Below are 3,458 nucleotides of genomic sequence, written 5' to 3' on the forward strand. Positions count from 1 at the left end.
CCGCCGAGCGCTTCGTCGTTGCCCCGTTCGGCAGCGGCGAGCGGCTGTACCGCACCGGCGACCTGGCGCGCCAGCGCGAGGACGGGGTGATCGAGTATGCCGGGCGTATCGACCATCAGGTGAAGATTCGCGGCCTGCGCATCGAGCTGGGTGAAATCGAAGCGCGCCTGCAGGAGCAGGATGCAGTGCGTGAAGCGGTGGTGGTGGCTGCCGATGGCCCAAGCGGCAAGCAACTGGTGGCTTATCTGGTGCCTGAGCCCGTGTCCCTGGCACGGGCCGAAACCGAGATCCAGGGTGGCTACCTGCAAGGCGTCAAGGCGCAACTGCTGGACGTGCTGCCCGACTACATGGTGCCGGCGCAGTGGGTGTTGCTCGAGCACATGCCGCTCTCGCCCAACGGCAAGCTGGACCGCAAGGCCCTGCCCAAGCCCGATCCGGCGCAAACGCGCAGCGAGTACCAGGCGCCACGGAACGACCTGGAGCAGCAGTTGGCGCTGATCTGGCAGGACGTGCTGCGCCTGGAACAGGTGGGGGTGGACGACAATTTCTTCGAGCTGGGTGGTGACTCGATCATCTCCATTCAGATTGTCAGCCGCGCCCGTCAGGCAGGCATCCGCTTCGCGCCGCGCGACCTGTTCCAGCACCAGAGCATCCGCCGCCTGGCCACCGTGGCGCAACTGAGCGAAAGCCTGCAGGTGGAGCAAGGGCCGGTCACCGGCCAGGCGCCACTGCTGCCGATCCAGCAGGCCTTCTTCGAAACGACCATCCCTAATCGCCAGCACTGGAACCAGTCGCTGCTGTTGGCACCGGCCGAGCCGCTGGACGGCGATCTGCTGGCCCAGGCCCTGGCCCTGGTGCTGCAACACCATGATGCCTTGCGCCTGCGCTATCACCAGGCCGACGGCGTGTGGGGGCAGACGCACCAGGCGTTGCCGAGCGCCGAGGAACAGGTCTGGCATCGCCAGTTCGACAGCCTCGATGCCTTGCCGGCCTTCTGCACCGAAGTGCAACGCAGCCTCGACTTGAGCACAGGCCCGATGCTGCGTTTGGCCCTGATGACGTTGCCCGACGGCACGCAGCGCCTGTTGCTGGCCATCCACCACCTGGTGGTGGACGGCGTCTCCTGGCGCATCCTGCTCGAAGACCTGCAAGCGGCCTATCGCCAGTTGCAGGCCGGCCAGGCGCCGCGTCTGCCGGCCAAAACCACCTCGTACAAGGCCTGGGGCGAGCGTCTGGCCGAGCATGCCCGCTGCGCGACCATGGTGGCGCAGCTCGGCTACTGGCAACGGTTGCTGGCAGGCGCCCCGCACGACCTGCCACGCGACAACCCGACGGGCGCGATGGACAACCGTCATGCCCGCAGTGTGGCGACCCGTCTGGATGCCACCCGTACCCGTCAGCTGCTGCAGGAGGCGCCTGGCGCCTATCGCACCCAGGTCAACGACCTGTTGCTGACCGCCCTGGCGCAGGTGGTCTGTGCCTGGAGCGGTGAGTCGTCCGCTCTGGTGCAACTGGAAGGGCATGGCCGCGAGGACCTGTTCGAGGACATCGACCTGTCGCGCACGGTAGGTTGGTTCACCAGCCTGTTCCCGGTGCGCCTGACGCCGGCCAGCGATACGGCGGCTGCGATCAAGGGCATCAAGGAGCAACTGCGCGCCACCCCGGACAAAGGCCTGGGTCATGGCCTGTTGCGCCATCTGGGTAGCGAGGAGGCGCGTGCCACCCTTGCCGGGTTGCCGCAGCCACGCATCACCTTTAACTACCTGGGGCAGTTCGATGGCGACTTTGCCGAGGGCGCGCTCTGGGTACCGGCGGCAGAAGGGCGTGGCGCCGGGCAGGACCCACTGGCGCCGCTGGGCAACTGGTTGAGTGTCGATGGCCAGGTGTTCGGTGGTGAACTGAGCCTGAACTGGACCTTCAGCGGCGATGTGTACGCCGAAGCCACCATCGCCCGGCTGGCACAGGCCTACCAGCAGGCCCTGGAGGCGCTGATCGAGCATTGCCTGGTCCAGGCCCATGCCGGGCTGACACCGAGCGACGTACCGCTGGCCGGGCTGGACCAGGCCCAGCTCGATACCCTGGCGCTGCCGGCGCGTGAAATTGCCGATGTCTACCCGCTGTCGCCCATGCAACAGGGCATGCTTTTCCACAGCCTGTACGAAGCCAACAGCCGTGCGTATGTCAACCAGATGCGCCTGGACATCCGAGGCCTGGATGTCGAACGGTTTGCCAGCGCCTGGCAACAGGCGGTGGATCGTCATGAACTGCTGCGCGCCGGGTTCATCTGGGAGGCGGCGCTGGAGGCGCCGCGTCAGGTGATCTACCGTCAGGCCGCCTTGGAAATCGTCGTCGAACAGGCTGACCCCGTATGCCCGCAAGCGCTCGATCAGCGGGCCACCGCTGAACTGGACCGTGGTTTCGACCTGGCGCGTGCGCCGTTGCTGCGTTTGTGCCTGTTGCGCACGGGGGCGGACTGTCATCACCTGATCTACACCAGCCACCACATCCTGATGGACGGCTGGAGCAATTCACGTCTGTTGGGGGAGGTGTTGCAAACCTACGCCGGTCAGGCAGTCGCTGCGCCGGAAGGCCGCTATCAGGATTACCTCGCCTGGCTGCAGCGCCAGGACAAAGCCGACAGCCAGCGTTTCTGGCAGGGCCAGCTGGCGCCTCTGGAGGAGCCAACCCGTCTGGCCTTGGCTTGCGCCCGTGGGGCCGATGCCGAACCCGGCCAGGCATTGCACAGCGTTCGCCTGAGCAGCGAACAGACGCGCCGCCTGCAGGCCTTCGCGCGACAGCAGCAAGTCACGCTCAACACCCTGGTGCAATCCGCCTGGCTGCTGCTGTTGCAGCGCTACACCGGCCAGCGCAGCGTGGCCTTCGGTGCCACGGTGTCCGGGCGCCCGGTGGAGCTGGTCGGTATCGAGCAGCAACTGGGGCTGTTCATCAACAGCCTGGCGGTGGTCGCCACGCCGGACGGCGCCCTCACTGTGGCCCAGTGGGCTCAGGCGGTGCAGGCGCAGAACCTGGCCTTGCGCGACCATGAACACATGCCGCTGGCAGAGGTCCAGCGCCTGGCCGGTCGCAACGGCGAGGCGCTGTTCGACACCTTGCTGGTGTTCGAGAACTATCCGGTTTCCGAAGCTTTGCAGGCGGCGCCGGGCGGTCTTGGTTTCAGCAACCTGGCCTACAGCGAGCAGAGCGGCTATGCCTTGACCCTGATCGCTCAGGTCGGTGAAGCACTGGAGCTGGCCTTCAATTACCTGACCCAGGACTTCGCCGAACCGACCATTCGGCGCATCGCCGGCCAGCTCCAGCACCTGCTGCTGCAGTTCATGGCGCAGCCCCAAACGCCGCTGGGCGAGTTGCCGCTACTGGAGCAAGCCGACCAGCAACAGGTAGTCGAGCAGTGGAATGCCACGGCGCGGGCATACCCCGGCACGCCCTATGTGCACCAA

Annotated in this window: 1 protein-coding gene; it reads left to right on the top strand. The window is 66.6% G+C overall.

Annotated elements, in window-relative coordinates; genetic code table 11:
* Positions 1–3,458: condensation domain-containing protein (locus APH34_RS28180; RefSeq protein ID WP_156358135.1), on the top strand; the 3,458-nt coding region annotated here is incomplete at both ends.

This window comes from Pseudomonas sp. NBRC 111131, from assembly GCF_001320525.1.
In the GTDB taxonomy this organism is placed as follows: Bacteria; Pseudomonadota; Gammaproteobacteria; order Pseudomonadales; family Pseudomonadaceae; genus Aquipseudomonas; species Aquipseudomonas ceruminis.